At 69.2% G+C, this 19,413-nt stretch carries 13 protein-coding genes and 6 pseudogenes; 7 read left to right on the top strand and 12 right to left on the bottom strand.

The window, feature by feature from the left end; translation table 11 throughout:
• The first annotated feature begins 147 nt into the window (after nucleotides 1–147).
• Both ACWCXX_RS31880 and ACWCXX_RS31875 read left to right on the top strand, forming a co-directional pair.
• Nucleotides 148–1,014: a MurR/RpiR family transcriptional regulator gene (locus ACWCXX_RS31880; protein WP_451133331.1), complete on the top strand. Its 867-nt coding sequence runs from the start codon at nucleotides 148–150 to the stop codon at nucleotides 1,012–1,014.
• A gap of 244 nt (nucleotides 1,015–1,258) precedes the next feature.
• Nucleotides 1,259–2,215 (top strand): annotated as a pseudogene (locus ACWCXX_RS31875) (IS481 family transposase).
• Here ACWCXX_RS31875 and ACWCXX_RS31870 read toward each other — a convergent pair.
• The 4 genes from ACWCXX_RS31870 to ACWCXX_RS31855 all read right to left on the bottom strand — a co-directional run bounded on the left by ACWCXX_RS31870 (nucleotide 2,212) and on the right by ACWCXX_RS31855 (nucleotide 6,304).
• The gene (locus ACWCXX_RS31870; protein ID WP_451133329.1) at nucleotides 2,212–3,093 is read right to left on the bottom strand and encodes a nucleoside hydrolase; all 882 of its coding nucleotides are present in this window, start codon (nucleotides 3,091–3,093) and stop codon (nucleotides 2,212–2,214) included. The pseudogene ACWCXX_RS31875 and the gene ACWCXX_RS31870 sit on opposite strands and share 4 nt — an antisense overlap.
• Nucleotides 3,094–3,171: 78 nt before the next feature.
• On the bottom strand, nucleotides 3,172–4,038 hold the full coding sequence (locus ACWCXX_RS31865) for a carbohydrate ABC transporter permease (protein ID WP_451133327.1): 867 nt from the start codon (nucleotides 4,036–4,038) through the stop codon (nucleotides 3,172–3,174).
• A gap of 2 nt (nucleotides 4,039–4,040) precedes the next feature.
• A complete protein-coding gene (locus ACWCXX_RS31860; protein WP_451133325.1) occupies nucleotides 4,041–4,982 on the bottom strand; it encodes a carbohydrate ABC transporter permease in 942 nt (313 codons plus the stop codon).
• Nucleotides 4,979–6,304: an ABC transporter substrate-binding protein gene (locus ACWCXX_RS31855; protein ID WP_451133323.1), complete on the bottom strand. Its 1,326-nt coding sequence runs from the start codon at nucleotides 6,302–6,304 to the stop codon at nucleotides 4,979–4,981. The genes ACWCXX_RS31860 and ACWCXX_RS31855 overlap by 4 nt, the downstream gene beginning before the upstream one ends.
• Nucleotides 6,305–6,506: 202 nt before the next feature.
• Here ACWCXX_RS31855 and ACWCXX_RS31850 point away from each other — a divergent pair, with 202 nt between their 5' ends.
• Together ACWCXX_RS31850 and ACWCXX_RS31845 are read left to right on the top strand one after the other, a co-directional pair.
• Nucleotides 6,507–7,517: a LacI family DNA-binding transcriptional regulator gene (locus ACWCXX_RS31850; RefSeq protein ID WP_451133321.1), complete on the top strand. Its 1,011-nt coding sequence runs from the start codon at nucleotides 6,507–6,509 to the stop codon at nucleotides 7,515–7,517.
• Between the two features lie 230 nt (nucleotides 7,518–7,747).
• Nucleotides 7,748–8,005, top strand: coding sequence for a hypothetical protein (locus ACWCXX_RS31845; RefSeq protein WP_451133319.1), 258 nt, complete (start codon nucleotides 7,748–7,750; stop codon nucleotides 8,003–8,005).
• Between the two features lie 1,158 nt (nucleotides 8,006–9,163).
• Here the strand turns inward: ACWCXX_RS31845 and ACWCXX_RS31840 are convergent.
• From ACWCXX_RS31840 to ACWCXX_RS31805, 8 genes and pseudogenes are all read right to left on the bottom strand, one after another.
• Nucleotides 9,164–10,324: a PP2C family protein-serine/threonine phosphatase gene (locus ACWCXX_RS31840; protein ID WP_451133318.1), complete on the bottom strand. Its 1,161-nt coding sequence runs from the start codon at nucleotides 10,322–10,324 to the stop codon at nucleotides 9,164–9,166.
• Nucleotides 10,325–11,460: 1,136 nt separating this feature from the next.
• Nucleotides 11,461–13,096 (bottom strand): annotated as a pseudogene (locus ACWCXX_RS31835) (IS1182 family transposase).
• Between the two features lie 283 nt (nucleotides 13,097–13,379).
• Nucleotides 13,380–13,832 (bottom strand): hypothetical protein, encoded by a 453-nt coding sequence (locus ACWCXX_RS31830; RefSeq protein WP_451133316.1) that lies wholly within the window; start codon nucleotides 13,830–13,832, stop codon nucleotides 13,380–13,382.
• A gap of 65 nt (nucleotides 13,833–13,897) precedes the next feature.
• Entirely contained in the window at nucleotides 13,898–14,602 is a 705-nt protein-coding gene (locus ACWCXX_RS31825) for a hypothetical protein (RefSeq protein ID WP_451133314.1), read from the bottom strand.
• 160 nt (nucleotides 14,603–14,762) lie between these two features.
• Nucleotides 14,763–14,918 (bottom strand): hypothetical protein, encoded by a 156-nt coding sequence (locus ACWCXX_RS31820; RefSeq protein ID WP_451133312.1) that lies wholly within the window; start codon nucleotides 14,916–14,918, stop codon nucleotides 14,763–14,765.
• Between the two features lie 238 nt (nucleotides 14,919–15,156).
• A pseudogene (locus ACWCXX_RS31815) lies at nucleotides 15,157–15,757 on the bottom strand (IS5 family transposase); the annotation flags it as partial.
• Nucleotides 15,758–15,859: 102 nt separating this feature from the next.
• Nucleotides 15,860–16,009 (bottom strand): annotated as a pseudogene (locus tag ACWCXX_RS31810) (transposase family protein); the annotation flags it as partial.
• 260 nt (nucleotides 16,010–16,269) lie between these two features.
• Nucleotides 16,270–17,226 carry a proline dehydrogenase family protein gene (locus ACWCXX_RS31805; RefSeq protein WP_451133310.1) on the bottom strand — a complete coding sequence of 319 codons (957 nt, stop codon included), beginning with the start codon at nucleotides 17,224–17,226 and terminating at the stop codon, nucleotides 16,270–16,272.
• 133 nt (nucleotides 17,227–17,359) lie between these two features.
• Between ACWCXX_RS31805 and ACWCXX_RS31800 the strand changes: the two genes are divergently transcribed.
• From ACWCXX_RS31800 to ACWCXX_RS31790, 3 genes and pseudogenes are all read left to right on the top strand, one after another.
• On the top strand, nucleotides 17,360–18,364 hold the full coding sequence (locus tag ACWCXX_RS31800) for a GlxA family transcriptional regulator (protein WP_451133308.1): 1,005 nt from the start codon (nucleotides 17,360–17,362) through the stop codon (nucleotides 18,362–18,364).
• A gap of 65 nt (nucleotides 18,365–18,429) precedes the next feature.
• Nucleotides 18,430–18,732 (top strand): annotated as a pseudogene (locus tag ACWCXX_RS31795) (transposase); the annotation flags it as partial.
• 50 nt (nucleotides 18,733–18,782) lie between these two features.
• Nucleotides 18,783–19,413 (top strand): annotated as a pseudogene (locus ACWCXX_RS31790) (IS5 family transposase); the annotation flags it as partial.

Genomic DNA, 19,413 nt, shown 5'->3' with positions numbered 1-19,413 from the left:
TGTAACTTTTTCCCATGATGCTCTTTTCCCAGGCCAGAGCATGGGAGAGTGTGGGCCTCAGGCACAGGAGTGCGCCGTGACGGCCACCCCGCCGGGGAGTCGGCAGCGCCGACGCGCCTGTGCCGATCAGACACCAGAGGAGTCACCATGACTGCCGATGTCCTGGAGAAACTGCGTCAGGCACTCCCCGGCCTGCGACCGGCCGAACGCCGCATCGCCGAACTCGCCCTCGCCACACCTGCGGAAGCGTCGGAGATGACCATCACCGCGCTCGCCGAACAGTGCGGCACTTCAGCAGCCAGTGTCACCCGGCTCTACCGAGCACTGGACCTATCGGGCTACCCGGCCTTCCGCATCGCGCTCGCCCGCGCGGCCGCCGACGAGCAACGCAGACGACTCAGCTTCGGTATCGAGGATGCCGAGATCAACCCTGAGGACGACGCCCTCGCCGTGGCACGCAAACTGGCGTACCACGAAGCTCGCGCCATCGAAGGTACCGCCGAGGCACTGGACGTCGTGGAGTTGGACCGCGTCGTGGAAGCGATCGTCCAGTCACCCGTCGTCGACATCTACGGATCGGGATCGAGCAGCCTGGCCGGCCAGGATCTGCAGCAGAAACTGCGCAGGATCGGCCGCCTGACCAACTGCTGGATCGACCCGCACCTCGCCATCACCAGCGCAGCCGTGCTGCCCCCGGCCAGTGTCGCCATCGCCTTCTCCCACTCCGGCCGTACCAGCGAGACGATCGCCGCGCTGAGGACCGCAGCAAAAGCCGGCGCGTACACCGTCGCGATCACGAACTTCCAGGACACTCCTCTGGCGTGGCACGCAAGCTCTGTGCTGACCACCGTGTCCCACGAGACACGGTTCCGCCCCGGGGCCATGGCCAGCAGGATGGCCCAACTCGCCTTGGTTGACATCCTGTTCATCCGGGTTGCCCAGCGAAGTCCCGAAGCGGTCAACCTTTCCCTGACGGCCACCTACGACGCAGTTGCCGCACGGCACGACCGCTGAAGCCCGCCCGCCGCTGCCGCCGGACCTCACCCCGACGAGAACGCCCCACCACCCGCGCGGCCAGTGCACCCCCGGCCCGCCCGGAACTCTGGCCCTGTGCAAGGAACTGCCGATGAACACCCCCGACAGGGCGCCCTGCTGTCCCGGGACGGCAACCGTGCCGCTCCAGGTGTGTTGTCCCGGGAGGTTGGTGACACGCGTGCTGGGTGCTTGAACGGGTGAGGGCCTCCTGGGTTCGGTGTGGATTGCGACATCTACCGCCGACTGCCAGGGGGCCTTCGTCTCCCACCGTAATGCCCCGCTGACTCCGACGGGCCGGCTACATCCGGCCCGGTGCGTCGTGGAAGGGGGCCGGCCACTGCGGCGGGCCGCGGAACGTTTCCAGGTCAGCCACACCACCGCGGCCCGGGGGGCCGGCCGCTACCGGTCACACGGCCCGGCAGGAATGGAGGACCGGTCCAGCCGCCCGCACCACCAGCCCCTGCGCACACCCGCCGCCGTCGAGGAACAGGTCATCCGCCTGCGGCGCGAACACCGTATCGGCCCGCTGCGGCCGGCAGCCCGTACCGGCGTCGCCGCTTCCACCGCTCACCGAATCCTGCACCGTCACGGCCTGCCCGTCCTCGCCGTACTGGACCGGGCCACCGGCGAGCCCGTTCGCCGCTACGAACGCGCCCGGCCCGGCGAACTGGTCCACATCGACGTCAAGAAGCTCGGTCGCATCCCCGACGACGACGGCGGCCACAAAGCCCTGGGCCGGGCATCCGGCAACCCGGACAAGGACCGCCGCAACGGCGTCGGACATGCCCACCTGCCCGACGAGACCGCCCCGACCTGCGCATCCTTCCTGATCCGCGCCACAGCACGGTCCGCCGCACGAGGCATCACCGTCGAACGCGTCCTGACCGACAACGCCTGGGCCTGCACCGAGAACACCTGGCGCCAGACCTGCCGTGACCTGGGCATCGGCTCGCGCTGGACCCGCCCCTGGCGTCCCCAGACCAACGGCAAGGTCGAACGATTCCACCCGCACCCTGCTCGATGAATGGGCCTACCAACGGCCTTACACCTCCGGCACCGAACGGCAAGCAGCGTTCTCCGACTGGCTGGACTGGTACAACTACCACCGACCACACACACCGGAATCGGCGGTCAGACCCCAGCCGGCCGCGTCACCAACCTGTCCGGACAACACGACTAGGGCGTGCTTCCGGCCCTCTCGATACGGGTCACGATCTCCTCGGCGACCGCGCCCAGGTCGGCGTCGACGACAAGGCGGACCGGGCCCTCGGGGTCACGGTGGAAGACCGTACGTCCTTCGTCGTCGACCGTGACCGTGCCGTTCTCGGTCTCGTACAGCTCTGGGCAGAGCATCGACAGGGCGGTGATCGGGTCGTGCGGGACGCTCCAGCCCTCGCCTGTGAACCCGGTCCAGGCGTCGATCTCGCGGGCGAGGGCAGCACCGTAGGGGCCGGCGGCACGGATGCGTTCGATGCCGTCGCGGCCGATACGGACCCTGCGGGTGATCTCCAGGCCGGTGATCACGGTCGGGATGCCGGAGGCGAAGACGGTGCGGGCGGCCGTGATGTCACTGACGATGTTGTGCTCGGGCCCGGCGTCAGGCGCGAAATGGCCGCCCATGAGATAGAGGGTGCGTACCGCCGGGGCGAAGCCCGGTTCGTGGGCGATGGCGTGGGCGAGGTTGGCCTGCGGGGCGATGCCCATGATGTCGAGTTCGCCGGGGCGGGCGAGGACGGCGTCGACGAGGAAGCGGTGAGCGGGGACGTCGTCGCGTACGGGCTCGGACTCCAGGCCGGTGAAGGCCCGGCCCTCGTGACCGGCCCACCAGACCTCCTTTCCGGACAGGGTCTCCTCCGCTCCGGGTACCACGGTCAGGTCGTGCCCGGCGAGGGCGGCGAGGCGGTGGGCGAGGCGGGCGCGCAGCAGGGTGTCGCCGTAGACGGTGGTGACGGCCTCGACACGGACCTGCTCGGGCGAGCCGAGCAGGACGCCGAGCGCGAGGGCGTCGTCGACGTCGCTGCCGATGTCAGTGTCCAGGAGGAGGTGGTGGAGAGTCATGCGTGTCCTTGTACGTGTGCGGAACCCGTGGGCCGGCGCCCTGCGGCAGGACGGACGGCGGGGGTCGGTGGGTGGTGGCTACTTGAGGCCGCTGCTCGCGATGGACTGGGTGAAGTGGCGCTGCAGCCGCAGCAGTACGACGAGCGGGATGAGAGTGAGGACGACGGCGGCCGCGAAGACCTGTCCGTAGTCGACGACCATCTGCCCCTGCAGGGTGCCGAGCGCGATGGGGCCGAGTTGCTTGGCGGGTTCGGTGCCGATGAGCAGGGGCCACATGTACGACTGCCACTGGAAGGTGAACAGGGTGAGCCCGGCGCCGACGAGCGCGGGCCGTGACAGCGGCAGGTGGACGCGGGTGAAGACGCCCCACCAGCTGAGGCCGTCGATGCGGGCGGCTTCGACGAGTTCCTTCGGCACGGCGAGGAAGAACTGGCGCAGCAGGAAGATGGCCAGGCCGTTGCCCATGCCGGGCAGGATGAGACCCGCGTACGTGTTCTGCAGGTCCCAGGAGCGGAAGAGCGAGGACAGGGGGATCGCGATCGCGTCGAACGGGATCATGAAGCTGAGCAGGATCACCGCGAAGACCAGGCCTCTGCCCCGGAACGCGAAGACGGACAGTCCGAACGCGGCGCTGGCCGAGACCAGCAGGCCCAGCGCGACGGTGACGGCGGCAACCAGCACGGAGTTGAGGACGGCCCGGCCGAAGTCGCCCTGGAAGAGGGTGACGTAGTTGTCGAGCGTGGCGTGGGTGGGGATCAGGCTGCGCCAGGACAGGTCGTCGAGGCTCGCGAGGACCTGGGAGCCGGGGCGCAGGGAGCCCGCGAGCACCCACAGCAGCGGCAGCGCGAAGAGCACACCGATCACCACGGCGGCGATCATCGGCATGTGCCGGGCCGGCGAGAGCCGCCTCGGCGTACCCGGGGCGGAGTGGTGGAGGGTCGTCATGGCTACTCCTCGCCCTTGCCCTGCATCAGCCGGTACTGCACGGCGACGACGGCGAGGGTGAGCGCGACGAGCAACACCACCTCGGCCTGGGCGTAGTGGATGTCGCCGACGCTGTAGGCGCGGCGGAAGACGTCGTACATGAGCAGGTTGGTGGAGCCTTCGGGGCCGCCACCGGTGAGCAGCTGGACCGGCGCGAACACCAGGAAGTTGGAGACGGTGTCGGCGACGAGCACGAAGGCGAGCGGTCGGCGCAACAGGGGCAGTGTGACGTGGACGAAGCGCTGCCAGGCGTTCGCGCCGTCCATGGCGGCGGCGTCGTAGCACTCCTGCGGGATGTCCTGCAGGCCGGCGATGAGAAACGTCATCCAGTACCCGACACCGACCCACGACATCAGCACGATCAGTGCGTAGAGCGCTTGGGAGGGGCTGGTCAGGAACGGTTGGGACGGGAGGCCGAGAGCGCCGAGGGCCGCGTTGAGCGGGCCTTCGGGCCGGTAGAGGATGCCCCAGATCACGGCGGAGACCGCGGGCGGCACCGCGATCGGCGCGAAGACGAGGGAACGCCACAGGCGTGCGCCTGCGAAACGCCGGTTGAGCAGGACGGCGAGGCCGAGCGCGCACAGCACTTGGAGCGGGTTGACGATCAGGCTGAACAACAGCGTGACGCGCACGCTCTGCCAGAACTGCGGATCGCCGAACAGGTCGCCGTAGTTGTCGAGGCCGACGAAGCGGGTGACGCCGTCGACGAGACTGTGGTGGCGCAGGCTGTCGACGACCGCCAGCCCTGCGGGCAGCAGGCGCAGCACGAGGAGTGCGAGCAGTGCGGGGGCCAGGAAGGCGAGCGCGGTGCGGGCCTGGGAGCGGGGCCGTCGGCGGTGGGCCGGGATCCGGATCTCGGCGGCCGGGGCGGCCGAATCCTCGCCGGCCTTGGCGGTGGTGGTCATCGCAGTCGCTCCCAGGTGCGTACGAGCTCGTCCGAGGCCTTGGTGAGGCGGGCCTCGACCGGTGAACCGTTGCGGATGTCGGAGAAGGCCGATGCCAGTACGGTCTCGAACTGGGTGTAGCCGATGGAGCGCGGTCGGCTGACGGCCGTGTGCTCCAGCTCGTATCGCATGATCGCGGCGACGCCCTCGGTGGAGCGCGTGGCCTTCTTCTCCAGGCCGGCCGCGTACTGCTCGAAAGCGGTGCGGTGGGAGGGGATGAGCGGCGAGGCGGCGACCGTGGCGAGGCTTCCGGCGGTGGTCAGTGTCGCGTATTCCATGAAGCGCAGGCCCAGGTTCTGCCGGCTGCTGTACGGGTTGATGCCCCATGACCAGGAGTCGGTCGGGGTGACGGGGCGACCGCCCTCGAAGTACGGCTGTGGGGCCGTCCCCCAGGTGAGGTTCTTGAGCGTGGCGAACGAGCCCAGGTTCCAGGGGCCGCCGACGAAGAACGGCACCCTGCCGGCGGTGAACAGGGAGGACAGCTGGAAGGACGTGATGCCGCGCGGGGAGAGGCCGTCGGCGAAGAGCTTGCCGTACCAGCGCATGGCGCGCTGCCAGCCGTCCGTGGTGACGGCGGGGGTGAGCATGTCCCTGCCGGTGATGCCGGATCCGCCACCGAGGGATTCGACCAGCGGTTGCAGGCCGTAGTAGGCGTCCGTCTGCTCCAGGACCAGGGCGTAGTCGCAACCCGCCCGCTTCATCGCGCGGCGCCCCGCGTCCAGGGTCTTCTCCCAGGTCCAGCGCTCGGCGGGGCCGGCGGAAGGGACGTCCACGCCCGCCTTCTTCAGCAGGTCCGCGTTGTAGAAGAGGTACTGGGTGGACGTCCATACCGGCAACGAACGCAGGGTGCCGTTCCAGGAGCTGATCTCGTACTGCTCCTCGGTGACGGCCGCGCGGGCCCGTTCGCTCACCGGGGTGAGGTCGGTGAGGAAGCCGCGGGCGCTCAGTGCGGGAATGCGCGGCTGGTCGACGCAGTAGACGTCGATGGCCGAGTCCTCGGCGGACAGGCGCAGCTGGAGGACGTCGTTGAGCTGGGCGGGCGGTACGGCGGTGTACGCCACGCGCACCCCGGGGTGGGCCTTTTCGAAACCGTGGATCACCGGCGCGAACGTCGCGGGGGTCTCGGGCCCGAGGAATCGCACCGTTTCTCGGGAGGGACCGGAGGCGCCGGAGACACCTGACGAGGAGCACCCGGCGAGGATCCCGCCGGACGCGGCGGCGAGGGCGGTGCCGAGCAGCCTTCTGCGGCTGAGGGAGCGCGCGGAGCCCAGGGCACGGTTCATGGCGCCCACTGTGCATCGCGCAGTGCCCCTGGAACGGGAGCTGTGACCATCATGTATCCAAATCGTTTTGTATCCGAAGAGGGAGGCAGAATCATATGCATAGCACCTCGAAGGCGATCACACTACAAAACGTTTTGCGTTCTGGGTAGAGTGAAGCCGAACACGGCGCCGCCGGTGCGCCACAAACCTTCGGGAGGCGGATGTGCACGGCTCGGGCCGCGTCAAGATCGTGGACGTGGCGGCCGACGCCGGAGTCAGCGTCACGACGGTGTCGCACGTGATCAGCGGGCGACGTCCCGTCTCGGCGGCCACCCGCGCCCGGGTCGAGGACGCGGTGCGGCGCTTGGGCTACCAGGCGGATCCATCGGCGCGCGGGTTGCGCACCCAGCGCACCGACACCATCGGGCTCGTGGTGCCGGACATCACCAACCCGTTCAACACCGAGTTGGCGGCGGGCATCCAGGCCATCGCGTACGCGCGCGACCTGCTCACCGTGGTCTGCGAGGCGCCCATGGCGGATGGCCCCCAACTCCCTTCTGTACTCAAACAGTTGGTGGCCCGTCGACTGGACGGCATCGTGCTCGGGCGGTTCGGCGCGCAGCGCGCGGACCTCGACCTGATCGCCGGTTCCGGCGCGCGGCTCGTCAGGCTCGGCACCCGGATCGCCGACGGCCCCGGCGACGTGGTGCGGGGCGCCGAGACCGAGGGCATGCGTGACCTGGTCCGGTACCTGGCCGTCGAGCGCGGCTACCGGAGGATCGGATTCATCGGCGGCGAGCAGGGCGTCGAGCCGGGCGGCGAACGGTACGAGGGCTACCGCCAGGCCCTCGGCGAGGCGGGCCGCGCCGTGCCCGAGGAGCTGACCGTGTGGACCGGCTTCACCCGGGAGGGTGGGCGCGTCGGCGCGGCCCACCTGCTCGATGCCGCCGAGCCGCCGGACGCCGTGGTGTGCGCCAACGACCTCATCGCGATCGGGGCTCTTGACGTGGCACGGGCGCGCGGCCTGGACGTGCCGGGCCGACTGGCCGTCGCCGGGTACGACGACATCGACGCGGCGTCGATGGTGGCCCCGGCTCTGACGACGGTGCTCAATCCGGCGCGGGAGATCGGCCGCAACGCGGCCCGGCTGCTGATCGACCGCCTCGACGGGGACACCGGACCGGCCCGCGAGATCGTCCTCGCGCATCAGGTGGTGAGGCGCGCCTCCGCATGACCGGGCCCGCCCCGGCACCGCTTCCTGCCGCGCTGGTGGGAGCGGACCGCCGACAGCCGGGCGGCCCACGACGATGCCGCGGACACCGGCGCGTGGCCGGCCGACGCGTACGCCAACGACACCGTGGTGACCCGCATCGGGCCCCTGCACGCCGACCACGCCGACCCGGGAGCCGTCGCGGCCCCGGCATTCCGACGTCGTCCGCGCCCCTGCCGCAGCTCGTCGCCACCATGCCGGTCCGTCCCGTGCCGACCGCGTGGCTGGAGACACTGCGCCCTGGCGGGCGGTTGGTCGCCGCCATCACCGGCACCGGGCTGATCCTCGTCGCCGACAAGACGCTCAAGGGCGGCTCGCCCGGCCACATCACCTACGACGGGGCCTCCTTCATGGCCGCCCGCCACGACGACTACGACGATCCGCCCCCGGCGGACGCGGGGTGGGAGGCGGTGGACGGCGACGGGGCGGCCCGATGGCGGGGGTGGAGGTGACGGCCGTCAGCCCGAAGGGGGTCGCTGAGCTGTGCGAGCTCGTCGAGGACGAGCCCGGCCTCGGGAATGTACAGGTGGTGCTGGAGTTCACCGCCTGCCCTCGCGGCTGCAGGACGGCGCGGCCGGGCAGATCCTGAACGTTGTCCGCACCCGGGCGGCCGTGCTGGCCGGCGGCGGAGTGCCGGACGATGCAGGGGTCGCCGTCGAGCTCCGCAAGAACATCGTGCCGGCGCGAACACACGACGTTCCCGCACCGGAACGCCAGATCTGCAGCTGGACCTGTTGCGCGAGATTCCGGAGGACCTGGACACGCTCGAAGCCTTCCGGGCGATGGCCGATCCCGGCGCGAAACTGGAAGTGCGCAGGGAGTCGGACGGGAGGGGAAGGCCACGTCATGACGTCCGCTGCCGAGGAACGGGTTCCGCACCGCAACGTGCTGCGGGGCAGCTTCAACTGCCTCGCGTACGTGCCGCGGCTTCCTCCCACCGCCCACACCCCGCTTCTGCACATGATGACCGAGCAGGAGCCCGGCGGCCCGGTCGTCGCCACGCAGGATGAACTCGCCACCGGCCTCGCCATGGAACGCGGCGTGATCAGCCGGGCCATGCCGCACCTGGTCGCTGCCCGGCTCGTCACCGTGGTCCATCGCGGCCGCTTCCAGCTCCACCCGATGATCGCCGCGTTCAACGACCCCCGCGAGCAGCCGCGGGCAGTGAAGACCCTGCCCCGCGACATGCGACTGGACGTCGGCGACTTCGAAGACGAGTACGAGCGGCGCTTCCAACTGCACCTGCCTCCAGCTGCACCTGGACGAGAAGGCCGGCAAGGCCGAAGCGAAGGCGAAGGGCAACGTCCCACCCCTCACCAGTCGCCCCGCCTCAAGCCAGTCCACCGACCACCGCCGGCCTCGGCAACCCGGTGCCGCCCCCTCGGGTGCGGCACCGTTCTCGTGCCCGGAGCGATGCACGGTTCCCCTCCAGGGGAAAGCCGCAGGTCGGGGGCGTGGGGAGCAGGTGGGCGGCAGCACTGGGCGGACCGGTTTGTTCTGAATCTCCAGAACAAACCGACGACCTACCGCGCGTGCGCACACCGTTCCCCGCTGCGGGAAGCAGGGGCGGCTGTCCTGTGGAGCGGCACTGGTGCGACCGGGGCCCTTTCCTACGGGGTGGGGTGCCACTCGGCCATCACGATGGTGGCGTCGTCGGACATCTTGTGCTCCTGGTGGCGCTTGAGTTGCTGTAGGAGTCGGCGCAGGGCTTCGGGGGCGGGTTCGCCGGTGGCCATGGCGCGGATGACGGTGTCGGCGAGGCGCTGTTCGCCGAAGAGGTCGCCTTCGGGCGAGCGGGCCTCGGTGACGCCGTCGCTGTAGAGCAGGATGCGGTCGCCGGGCTGGAGCCGGGCGCGGTGTGTGGTAGGTGGAGTGTGACTGTGGAAGTTCCAGCCCAGTGGCAGGTCGGGTTCGCGTTGGAGGATGTGCAGGACCTGTCCGCCGCGTACGAGCAGGGGCGGCGGGTGTGCGCAGTTGACCCAGGTGAGGGTTCCGTCAGTGAGGTCGAGGTCGGCGATGATCGCGGTCATGAGCCGGTCGGTGAACCATTCGTCCAGGATCCGGTCGATCTCGGTGACGATGTCGGTGAGTCGGCCGCCGGAGTGGCGGGTGGCGCGGCAGGCCGCGAGCCCGGCTGCGCTCGCTCCGCCGGAGGCCAGGTCGTGGCCCATGGCGTCCAGGAGCGCCAGATGCAGACCGCCGTCGGTGAAGCTGTGGTCGAACGCGTCGCCGCCGGCGTTGTAGGCCGGCTCCAGCACGGCGGTCGAGGTGGCCTGGGCGGTGCCGATGGTGCGCGGCGGGAGGAACGCCCATAGCAGTTCGGCCTGGACGGTCATCGGCTCTCGGCGCTCGGTTTCCATGAGCAGGTCGCTGTAGGACGACTTGGACACGAGCAGCAACGCGGTCACTCCGGCCAGTGCCTCGCAGTCGGCGAGGGACAAGTCGGGGCCGCGGGCTTTGAGCACGCCCAGGCGCTCGACGCCGTCGACCATGGGGATCCACGCGGTCATGCCGTCCTGCGTCAGGTGCGTGCGCTCCATCCGGTAGGCCAGCCCGGCCATGGACGAGTCGATGTCCAGGGCGGGCTCCCCGGCGGATACGGGCTGGGGCAGGGCGATGAGCCGCGTCTGCTGCAGGTCGGTGACGTACACACCGGTGGCCGTCAGGCCCATTGCCCGGCCGGCGTCGAAGACCAGGCCGGCAAGGTCTCGGCCTGAGATCAGCTGCGAGCGTGCCACCAGGTCGGCCAGGAAACTGTTGCTCGCCACCATGGGAAGGGCCTCCCTTCACGGCGGAGCCAGGTACCGCCCGCGCGTCTTGCGCGCCGGTCGGCGCTCTCCACCCATGAGAGTGCCCACGACAGGCTTCGAACATGATCACGTCGGGCGCAGGCGGAGCTCGGCTGACGGTTTCAGATCGTGGGCAGCGGTCCAGCGCTGCATGCAGCAGCCGTGCATGGATTTTACCCGGAACATTGCAGATCTACGAGGTTACGCAGCCGCCGGGACGGGCTCGTGGTCCTGCCTCCTGCCCCTGGAGCAGCGGGCGTGGGCTGGTTGGAGCAGGGCTTGAGCAGCGTGCAGCAACTGACCGTGCTGCACCGGCCTGCTACCCGTGCAGCACCCGCGTGGCGCCTGGCCCATGCGAATACTGCGCGGCACCCGGGACCACCCTGCTGCCCTCCGACGGCCGCCAGGACCGCGTGCCCTGCGCCTGCTCGGCCCTCGGGGGCGGAAGGCCGGGATGCCTGGGCTTGGGTACCACTTCTCCGCGGCATCGCGCTCGGCCGGGGTCAGGATCCAGCAGCCGCACAAGGCATCGGGGATGAGTACCTGACACTGCTGACCAGCTCGGTGGTGACTTGGACGACGGAGTACCAGGGGCTGGCCATCGCGCGGATGCGCACCGAGGGCGGGCGGTCGACGACGAGCTCCTTGCACACATCTTCCCGTGGCGCGGATATCAGCCCTTGCTGTCAAGCTCAGTACCTGGTCCGGTCACGGGGCGGTGAGGACGGTACGGATGCCGATCCGGCGCCAGATGATGTGCGGGTGCCGGGGCAGAGCGCGGGCCCGTACTGTCAGGTAGCGCGTCCTGCGGGGCTGGTGCCCGTGAACCGGGTGAGCTCGTGGATGCCCACGCCTCGGATCCGCTGGACGCGGAAGCCGACACGGTCGACCGCCTCCCGGAGCCGGGTCCGAACCCCCGCGCTGATCGCGGCCGTGCTCGCGGCTCTGCTGCTGTTCGGACGCTGGTACTCGGTCCACGAAACGAAGAACCCCGGCGGCGCCCAGCCTGGGATCGGCGGCGACAACTGCCCCAGTGACGACCAGTGCCCAGGCCCCGCCACTTTGCGAATATGGGGTGCCGGTAAGAACGCTGTCATCGATCCTGCTGGCTTATTCGGTCACGCGGCGAGGGAGAGGTCGAGGCGGGCAAGGTGGCTGACGCGGGTGCGGTCGAGTGGGTGGCCGTTCCACCAGGCATCGAGGCGTACGAGGTTGAGTGCGACGGCGGAGAAGACGTGTTCCAGGTGGGTCTTCTGGAGACCGAGGTAGCGGGCACGTCTCATCCCGGTGACCGCGACGGCCTGGTGGATGGTTCCCTCGATGCCCGCGGGTTCCGTACTTGGCTCGCCACTGCTCGTCGCCCTGCTGGAGGCGGGCATGGTCGAGGACTTCTTGAACCTCGCGGGGTTGCAGGGAGAGGGTTCGACCGCCGGTCTTCGAGCTGGTGCACTGGTCGCGCACCGGGCAGGGATGGCATGTCTCCTTGTTGAACTTGATGACGATGGCCTTGGTGCCGCGCAGGGTGGCGGGGCTCCACCAGGTGCTGGTGTCCCCGCGTGGGCAGGTGGCCTGCCGCTTGTCCCAGTCGATGGTGAACGCGGTGCGGTCGAACCCGGCGCCGGCACGCGCCTGGGGCGAGCTGTTCATCAGGACCGGGGTTACCAGGGCGACCCCGAAGTTCTTCTTGATGCCTACGATCAACTCGGCGGAGGCGTAACCGGAGTCGAGGAAGTGCTCGGCGGGCAGGAGATCGCGGGCGGCGAGCATGTGATGGACCGGTTCGGTCATTTCCGCGTCGGTCACTGTGGCGTCGGTGGTCGCGATGCCGGTGATCAAGCGCGGCGGCGGTCCGTCGGCGCCGGGGATCAGCGCCTGGCCGTCGGCTGCCGGGTCCCGATCATCGGCATCGTCGCAGGACTCACTGATGTGCATCTTGTAGCCGGTCCACCAGGAACCCTGCTTGAGGCCATAGCGCGCGTCGGTGTCGTACGGAGAGGCCAACCGCAGTCTGCCGGGCGGGAGGTCTTTACTCTCCCGCCGCTTCACCTCCGCTCCGGCCTCGGACACGGTGTGGTGGTAGTTCTGCACCCACATCGTGCGCAGGACCTGCACCGCCGGGAGTTCGCGCAACCAGGCCGGAGCATCAGGGGCATGCACCGCCGCCAGCAGCGCGAACCCGTCCCGGCCGTGTACCAGGGCCATCTCCTCCCGCTTGCTCGTTGAAGCCGGCGGATGCCAGGAGTGAGTCCGCGGGCCGTAGCGTTCGGCCCATTCCCGAACGGGCACCGCCCCTGCCAGCCAGTCCGGGGCCGCGCAGGCCAGCGCCTCCAGCGTGGCCCGCAGTGTCTCCCCCGCCAGCTCCAGCCTGTTCAGGTCGCGTACCGCCGCCAGCACGCGGGTGGAGTCGGTGCGCTGCTTGCCTCCGGCCTTCACCAGGCCCCGGTCCTTGAGCGCGGTCAGCAGCAGGTCGAGCACCTTCTCCTCCATCCCGTGCTCAACCAACCGCGTGCGGAACTCCGACAGCACCGAGGCGTCGAACCCGGGATCATCCAGCTCCAGGCCGAGCGCGTACTTCAGGTCCATGCCGTACCGCACCCGATGCGCTGCCGCCCGGTCGGTGAGGTTCTCGGCGAACTGCAACACCGTCACCAGCGCCAGCTGGCCCGGTGACCAGCCCGGCCTTCCTCTGGTTCCGAACGCCTCAGCGAACTCGGCGTCCGCGAACAACTCGCCCAGTTCGTCACGGACCCGCATCGCCAACGGATACGGGCCCCGTGCCGCCACCGCTCGCGCCACCTGCGCGGTCAGCTCGGGCACCTTCGGCCACGGCCTCGGCCGCATCGACATTCCACACCCCACCCGCGACCGGAACGCCAAGACGGCCGCTGCTGTCCTGACCAACGAGCCGCCGGACCCGCCGGGCACGGAATAAGCCAGCAGGATCGATGACAGCGTTCTTACCGGCACCCCAAGATCCCCGTGAGTTCAAGGAAACCGAAGGTCCTTCAGCCTGAACCCACAGGTTCACCGGTCTGCTTCAGGTGGGAAGAACCGTGGGTTCGGTTGGAACACGAGGATGCCGTGCAAGCCGAAAGGCCTCGGCCGTGACGTCGGCGTCGACCTGCGCCTGTGTTCTGTCGCCGTATTCAAGGACGTCGTAGTCGTCGTCCAGGTTGGCGAAGTCGCTCGGCCAGAGGCAGCTTGTGCCCGAAGTGCTGATGGACCTGAAGGCCAGTTCGCGTGGCGTCAGTTCACCGGCCAGCATCCGGGCGGCAAGTGCTCGCGCGGCGGCTTCCTGTCCGGCAACGCCACGCGTTGGGTGGTAGGTGAGGCCCAGTTCGTCGAGTGCCGGGGGAAGGAGGTCGGGGACGTCGTAGTCCGCCTCCGCGCGTGTGCACGCGGCCGAGATCCGCAGGGCTGGACTGTCGAGGTCGGCAACGAGTGCATCACAGGCAGCAGTGACGACGTCGGTTGCGCGGATCTCGCCCATGCTCCAGAGATCGGCACGATCCTGAAGCTGGCGAACCGCCTCGCGGAGGAGGGCACGGATGGACCTCACCTTCTGGCTTCGGCCGCAATCCAGTTTTGCCAGACGTGGATCGTGTTGGGCACCTCGGGGCGATCGAGGAGCCAAAGAACGTAGCCGGCGTGCCGTCGTGCCCAGGGGTTGTCAGACCGAGCGGCAGTTTCCAGCCTGCCGCGCAGATCCTCACTGTCGACGGCTCGAGCAACGCGCAGGTACTCGCGGTCCTTGCAGCGGTAGGTCCGCTGAACGACGATCCCGACCAGGTCGGTGAGCTTCGTCCTGACCGTCTCACCGTGGTCAGCGACCGCCACGGCCCGTATGAGGTCCTGTTTCGTGCCCCACTTCTTGGCATGCCGGGTCCACTCCTGCGGATACCTCGCCTCCCATTCCAGGAAGAGGAGGGCATAGGGCAGACCCTGCCATGTCCTGATGTCGCCGGGTGGGCGGTTCCACAACGCGTCGGGCAGCGAATACTTCCCGGCTTCGACGTAAATCTCATGTGCCTCCAGGAAGGCCGGATCCTGCCACCGATCCTGTTCGCCAAGCGGCAGCGGCAAGCGCCACAACGCATTGAACCGACCAAGAGCATCCCGCACGTTTCCCTGGGCATCAGCAAGACGGACCAGCGCCGCAGCCCGTTCGGCGGGATCGTCCGCTATCAGCCCGAACGCCCAGCCCAACCGCGCGTCCCACGCATGGGCTTCATCAACGCCCGCATCCGCTTCCTTCGTCACGCAGGAGATCATCCCCTAGTCACTACACAGAGGTGGATCGCCCCTCGCATTCATCCAGAGCGCAGATCGGTCGGACAGGGCGAGAGAGATTCAGGAATCCCGAAGTCAGGTCAGTGGGCAGTCGGGCCCCCGACGAAGGAAGAACCCCCTGGCCACAGGATCAAGTGCTCCGTGGAGGTTCGGGGAACTCGCGGGATGTCGCATATATGTGCTGGGCGTCCGCCTCGATCCGCTCGCTGAACGGGTCGGCCTCGCCGGTCAGGACTGCCAGGAAGAACGACGCCGTACCGCCGTCGAAGACGGCCCGGCGATTCACCTCGTATGGTGTCTGCCTCCGGAAGACGGCGGCCCGCCAAGGGTCGGGGGCTCCCTCGTGTGGCCAGAACGCGACATCACCACCCGCCGAGTCCGCGAAGGGCAGCAGCTGCGGCGGGTCACCTTCGGGCAGAAGAGCACTCAACTCTTGACGGTCTCGCTGGGAGAGAACGGGATCGACTTTGTCCAAGAGGTCTCCCTACGGTGACCCGGGGCCCGGGGCGTGCTTACTGATCGTTTCAGAAGGAGGTTCGGAGTCGTCTCAAGCAGATGATGCTGCAGGCGAGTTGGAGCAGTCCGAGGTGGAGGTCGGCGCGTATCTCGTAGCGGGTGCGCAGGCGTTTGAACTGGTGAAGTCAGGCGAAGGTCCGCTCGACGACCCATCTGGTCCTGCCCAGGCCGGAGCCATGGGCTGTGCCCTTGCGGGCGATCTTCGGTGTGATGCCGCGGGCCCGGAGGAGGCGGCGGTACTTGTCGTGGTCGTAGCCGCGGTCGGCGAACAGCCGGCCCGGCCGGCGCCTCGGCCGCCCGCGGACCCCGCGGATGGGGGTATCGCGTCCAGCAGGGGCATCAGCTGAGTGACGTCGTGACGGTTTCCACTGGTCAGCGAGACGGCGGGCGGGGTGCCGTGCCGGTCGGTGATCAGGTGGTGCCTGCCGCCCGGACGCGCGCGGTCGGCCGGCGAAGGTCCGGTGTGAGCCCCCCCTTGAGGGCCCGGACATGAGAGCCGTCGACTGCCGCGTCCGTCATGTCCAGCAGGCCCGCGGCCCGCAGCTCGGCCAGCAGCACCTCGTGCAGCTGCGGCCAGACACCGGCCCCGATCCAGTCCCGCACCCGGCGCCCGGCCGCCTGGCGCAGCCGGGTGGTGATCCGCGCCCCGGCTGGTATCTGGGCGACGCTCTCAGTAAACGACTTCCTCGGGCACTTTGGCTCGTGGCACCACCAGCGACGCTTGTGCCACAACAGCACCAGCCCGCGCTCCCCATAGAGAAGATCCCTAGGACGGGTCCGGGCCGTACCCCTCACCTTCCAGGCGAAGGCGCCGCACTCCGGGCAGGCACGAGCCGCTTCCTCCGCCGTGGCCAAATGCACCCGGCGGGTGCCGTCCTCAAGCCGCTCGACCCGTATGACGGACACCCCGTCGAGGTCGAGCAGCAACGTCGCTTCGTTGGGCAAGCCCGTGACTCCTGCTTGATCTCTGCCCGGAGAACAGAAATGGTCACGCGCTCGATGGCGAGGCAGCAGCGGCCCGGGGCTGTCATTGCGGCGGATCGGCTCTGACCGTCGGGTCACTGGCGCTTCGCAGGGCAGTGTGCTCAGGCGTCATGACGTGGGCCCGGATCAGGTGGTGGTCATGCGGCCGCGTCGACGAGGGCTTGGAGCAGGCGCTGGGGGTCTTCGGCGATGCGGTTGCATACGTAGAGCCACCATTCCGTGCCGAAGACGATGTACTCCCGGGTGGGGTGGCCGCGCTCGGCCATGGCTTGGAGGCGGTCGGACCCGAGGCCGAGAAGGGTCTCGAACTCCCAAGGATCGGAATCGGTGCCCTTCCCTCCGAGGTGCTGGTCAATGCGGTTGATCAGGTCCCAGTCGTGGGTAGCGAAGGAGCACAGATGGCCCGAGTCGGCCAACTGTTGCGCATACGCAAGATAGGCGGCGGTCAGGGCCGGGGCCTCGCGCCGGTGGGCGATGGCCTCAGGTTCGAGGAAGGCGCCCTTGACCAGACGGATGCGGCCGGGACGGGAAAGCAGCTCCAGCAGATCGTCTGCGGTGCGATACAGGCGTGCCTGGACGGTGAGGCCCACATGGTCGAACCGCTCGCACAGCTTGCGGTGCAGGGCAAGGACCTCGTCGGTCCGGTCGGAGCCTTCAGCCGAGATCACCATCTCCCGCCCGGTGTCGGCGGTGGCCTGGGCGATGCGGGAGGCATTGGCAAGGGCAAGCTCCGCATCGACGGCGAGGCCGATGTGGGACAGGTCGAGGGAGATCGAGCACCCAGGTGGCAGCAGACGGGCTGCGGAGAGGAACGTGTCGGTCTCTTCCGTGGCTCGCTGCGGGTCGCGGCAGCTCTCGCCCATGTACTCCACGTTCACGCGGTGGCCGGCGGCCAAGACCTGCTGCGCCCGATCCAGCGCGTCGGGCAGGGTTTCACCGGCCACGTACCGCCGCGCAACTTTGCGGGCCAGAGGGCCGAGGACCGGGTCGGCTGGGACGCGCCACTTCAGCTCCTCGTCGAGCGCGAGCCCACGCAGGACTTGGGCAGCCTGTGACGAGAGGGCAGCGTTGGTGGCGGGGGTCTGCGTGGTCATGCGCTGTGCCTAGCTGTTCGCGGGATGGATGAACGCCTGCGAGCCTTCCAGACCGGTGCTCCCACCTGAGAGTGGCAGAAACGTCAGGTAAGCTGAAATTCCTGCCACCGCCGTAAGAAGGCATCGGGAACCTGTGCTTCACGACGTCGCCGTCCTGGCCCTCCAAGGTGCCCACGCGTTCGAGCTGGGCGTGTTCTGCGAGGTCTTCGGGATCGACCGCAGCGACGACGCGCTGCCCGCGTACGACTTCGCTCTTGTCTCGGCCACCGGCGACAGCGTGCCTACCCGCCACGGCTTCGAGGTGCGGGCCCGGCACGGCCTGGAGCGGCTGGCCTCGGCGGACCTCATCTGCGTCCCGGCCTACGACCTCAATGTGCGCCAGCCGGACCACCTGACCGAGGAACTGCGGGCTGCTGTGAAGCGTGGCGCCCGGGTCCTGAGCATCTGCACCGGGGCCTTCCTCCTGGGCGAGGCCGGGCTGCTCGACGAGCGACGCTGTACCACGCACTGGCGCTACACCGACGAACTCGCCCGCCGCCACCCGCGTGCCCGGGTCGAGTCGGACGTGCTCTACGTCGACGAGGACCCGGTCATCACCGGCGCCGGCACCGCCGCGGGCGTCGACACCTGCCTCCACCTCATCCGCAAGGAGCACGGCAGCGCCGTCGCCAACGCAATCGCCCGCCGCATGGTCACACCCCCGCATCGGGACGGCGGCCAGCACCAGTACCGCCAACGCCCCCTCCCCCGGGAGGGGACCGGGTCCCTCGCCCCTGTCCTGGCCTGGGTGGAAGCCAACCTCGACCAGGACCTGACCGTCGACGCAATGGCCTACCGTGCCCACCTCTCCCCGCGGACCTTCGCCCGACGCTTCCGGCAGGAGACCGGGACCACGCCGCTGCAATGGCTGACCGGACAGAGGGTCCTGCTCGCGCAGCACCACCTGGAGACCACGGACGACCCAGTAACCGCGATCGCCCACCGCACGGGCTTCGGTACCGTCGACAACCTCCGCCACCACTTCGCCCGACACCTCGGCACGACGCCCCAGGCATACCGGCGGGCGTTCAGAGCCCTGCCCACCAGCCGACGATCCGCGCCCCTCACAGTTTCACAAGGGCCGCGCAGTACTGACTGATCGCTGTCCGGTCTTGAGAACAGAACCCGGTCGGCAAGCCCGTCACTCACCGTGACTGCACGGCGGCGGCCCAGACGCTATGCACCGCTCAAGATCGAAGACCCGGAAAGCTCCACGCCGACAAGGGCTACGACTACCGCCACCTGCGGCAATGGCTGTCTCATCGGGGTATCCGGCACCGCATCGCCCGCAAGGGCATCGAGACCTCGCAGCGGCTCGGCCGGCCCCGCTGGACCATCGAACACACCATGTCCCGGCTCGCCGGCTGCCGACGACTCCACCGCCGTTACGAACGCAAGGCCGACCACTTCCTCGCCTTCACCAGCATCGCCTGCACCCTCATCTGCTACCGCAGAATGACCAAATGAGATGACTTCTAAGACCGTGTCCTATGTGGTGATCACTCGTTGAGCTGTTCATGGGGCGGGATACGTGGAGTTGGATTGTTCCGGACGGGCTGTGGGAGATCGCGAAGCCGTTGATCCCGCCGTCGAGGGTGCGTCCGCAGGGCGGCGGGACGCGGGACACGCCTGATGAGACCCTGTTCGCCGCGATCGTCTACGTGCTGGTGAGCGGGTGTGCGTGGCGGGCTCTGCCGCCGTGCTTCGGGATCTCGAAGTCCACTGCGCACCGGCGGTTCGTCATCTGGTCCAGGGCCGGTGTCTGGGGCCGACTGCACGAGGCGGTGCTCGACCGTATCGACGAGTGCGGACTGCTCGACGTGACCCGGGTGGTCCTGGACTCCGCCCACGTACGGGCCAAAAAGGGGGCGAACTCACAGGCCCGAGCCCCGTGGACCGGGGTAAACCGGGTTCCAGGATGCACGTCCTGTCGGACGCGAACGGACTGCCCCTGGTCGTCGGCATCTCCGCCGCCAACACCCACGACAGCCAGGGCCTGAAGCCCAGGGTGGCCGGTCTCCAATCGAGACACGACCCCCACCGCGGCTGGCACTACAAACCCCGCAAACTTCACGCGGACAAGGCATACGACATCCCTGAACTGCGGAAATGGCTGCGCGGGAAACGGATCGGCGTCCGCATCGCCCG

The organism is Streptomyces sp. NPDC001732 (assembly GCF_053596315.1).
This window is presented reverse-complemented; position numbering and strand designations above follow the sequence as displayed.